2 protein-coding genes are annotated in these 2,521 nt (G+C 60.7%); both read right to left on the bottom strand.

Annotation, left to right across the window (positions count from 1 at the left end; all coding sequences use genetic code 11):
- A partial coding sequence (locus tag ABX749_RS29225; protein ID WP_372899149.1) for a M56 family metallopeptidase occupies positions 1 to 1,973 on the bottom strand: 1,973 nt, incomplete at its 3' end.
- Between the two features lie 53 nt (positions 1,974 to 2,026).
- Positions 2,027 to 2,419 (bottom strand): BlaI/MecI/CopY family transcriptional regulator, encoded by a 393-nt coding sequence (locus tag ABX749_RS29220; protein WP_145207706.1) that lies wholly within the window; start codon positions 2,417 to 2,419, stop codon positions 2,027 to 2,029.
- Positions 2,420 to 2,521 lie beyond the last annotated feature (102 nt).

Genomic DNA, 2,521 nt, shown 5'->3' with positions numbered 1-2,521 from the left:
ATCGCCCCTCGTCCGGGATCCGGATCGTCGGACGATAGCGAACGAATAAGTGGTGAGTCCGTTTCGGGCGGTGCCGCGTGATCACCATCGACGGAAAAATGAACTTCGACCTGTTCCGCCGAACCGATCGACACCGTTTCGGTCTCCCACGAAGCCCCACCCGCGGTCTTGTGGGAATAGGTACTGATGCGCACGGGTCGATCGATCGGCATGCCGTCGATGGAGTAGTTCCCATCGTTGTCGGTGAGTTGCTGCATGGCCGGCTGCAGGCTTTGGTGACCGATCAGTAAACCGACGGGGTTGCCCGCAACGGGTTGGCCGGCTCGATCAACGATCCGCCCATGAATTCGACCGCCCGTGTCCAAATGGACCACCACACGCTCTTGGTCCCCAGAGTAGAGATCAACCTCGATCGCTCGACGTGCAAATCCCGGTGCAACCACGACCAGACGAGTGAGCCCTTTCGGCAGGCCGCCGATCCGGCAACGACCGTCCGCCGCATCGACGATACGACCATCCGTCAAGAACAAGCGCGCACCGGAAATCAAATCGCCGGAGGATCGATCCCGAACCTCGAATTCCGCCGCACGCCCCGGTTGCAGACTGATGGCGACGTCGCCGTCTGGGGACTCCTTTCCCGATCGCCCAAATCGATCGCCTTTGAACACGGAAAGGTTCCACGAACGGATTGCCATTCGCGGATCGATCGGCAGCGCGAGTTGAAAACGCCCGTCCTGATCCGTCACGACTTTTTCGCGTCCGCCGATCCGTCCGTAACCGACCGCCCAGACCTCGGCGTCCCCGACCGGCATCCCGTCGTCCATCACCTGTCCGCGAACCACTTTCACGTCGCAATCGCTGATCCGACCGGCACTGCCAGGCAAATCGGGTGTCATCGACCAGATGCTGCCGGCGATCGAATCACCGACGCGCTCAACTTCACCCGTTCGCGCCGCCTCCGGCGCGCAGCCAAATAGAAACGTCACCACGCCTAACAATCCCGCCGCCAGACAGCCGCTCATGCAAGACCATCGCGCGGTGCACCGACGCGATTGACGGCGGTGTTGCAACAACCAGTGAAGCCGTTTCGTGAGCGAGGTTTGGCTGGTCCATGCGCCCACAACCGACAAGACCGAAGGAGTGGCATGGAGCGATCGCGCCAATTCGATCATTCCGGTGGAATAGGCATCGACCGATGTCGACTTTGACGCCATCGCATCGGCCACGTGTTCCGACGCCATGATCGCCGATCGTCTGAGCAACCAATAAAACGGATTGATATACAACACCGGCATCGCGGAGTTCATCATGGCGCGGGTAAAGGCATCGCCCCGTTGAAGATGGATCGCCTCATGCCGAAGAACATGCCAGCGGTGCTCACTGTCGGCGACCAGCGGCGGCAAAACGATCCGTGGCCGAACGATTCCACAGCAGAACGGTCGACTCGCTCGTGGACTGACCAGCAGACGAATACGCGGGGCGACCTCGCTGGAACACTCCGGCCGCGCCGCCGATTCGATCCAATGCAGCCGCAATCGCCCGATCAATAAGAAAAGCACACAGAGACCGGCGCCGGCCAAATAAGCGCCGGTCAACAACCCTCGCCATCGAATCGACGAACGCATGCTTGACACCGGCCGCACAGAACGGGGCGCGGCGGATACGGCTGCAACCGAGTCGTCGATCGCCGGCGGATCGACCGGTTGCTGGGCTGTCGCCACGGCGGACGAAGCTTCGATGACCGTCGACGACCGGATCGTTTGCGGTTGCCTCGCGGTTTTAAAAACGACAGGGCGTGGAATCGGAACAAAAACCAAGCCCACCGCCAACAGCGACAACGCGATCCCTCCCTCGCACCACCGCTGGCGTCGCTGCGGGCTGCGCTGTGCCGAACTGCCTAGCCAGCAGAAAAACAACACGACCGCCGAACTGATCCAAACGGAATCGAGCCATTCAAAAGAGAAGTCAGACATAATCAATCTCGATGGATGTGGACGTGTCGTGAAACCAACTCTCGCTACGATCGTCAGCGGGATTTCTTTTTGCCGGCTCGATGTTGCTTCAACAATTCCTCAAGTCGTTGCAACTCTGCTTCACTGGGCGGCTTGGCGTCGAAAGCGCTCTGCACCAGCGCGTCGACCGCTCCGTCAAACGCGCGTTGCACCAGCGACGACACCAATCGACCGCGGGTGCGTTTCTCAGCGACAGCCGCTTGGTAAACGAATGCCCGCCCCTGTTGCCGATAGGTGACCAGCTTTTTTTCAGTCATCAAACGCAGGAAGGCTTGCACGGTGTTTTGAGCCAACGCTTCGCCCTGCCCGCGCAGTTCCTCGTACACCTCGCGCACGGTGCACTCACCGCGCGCCCAGAGGACGCCGAGGATTTGCAGTTCACGATCGGTAGGCAGTTGCTCGGACATCGGGTTCTCCTAGGCTCCTTGTCACCTCGCGAATCGGGCGGACGGTAGTGGACGAGGCGACGAGTCCTTGCTAATCTGCCGACCGCAGAGGACTCGTCGCCT

The sequence above is a fragment of the Stieleria sp. genome, from assembly GCF_041595215.1.
GTDB lineage: Bacteria > Planctomycetota > Planctomycetia > Pirellulales > Pirellulaceae > Stieleria > Stieleria magnilauensis.
Note: the sequence above shows the minus strand (reverse complement) of the source record. Positions and strands in the feature narration are given on the sequence as shown.

Bases quoted from the DNA above. Each gene is read 5' to 3' on its own strand.
- ABX749_RS29220 (WP_145207706.1), bottom strand. From the start codon at position 2,419: ATGTCCGAGCAACTGCCTACCGATCGTGAACTGCAAATCCTCGGCGTC.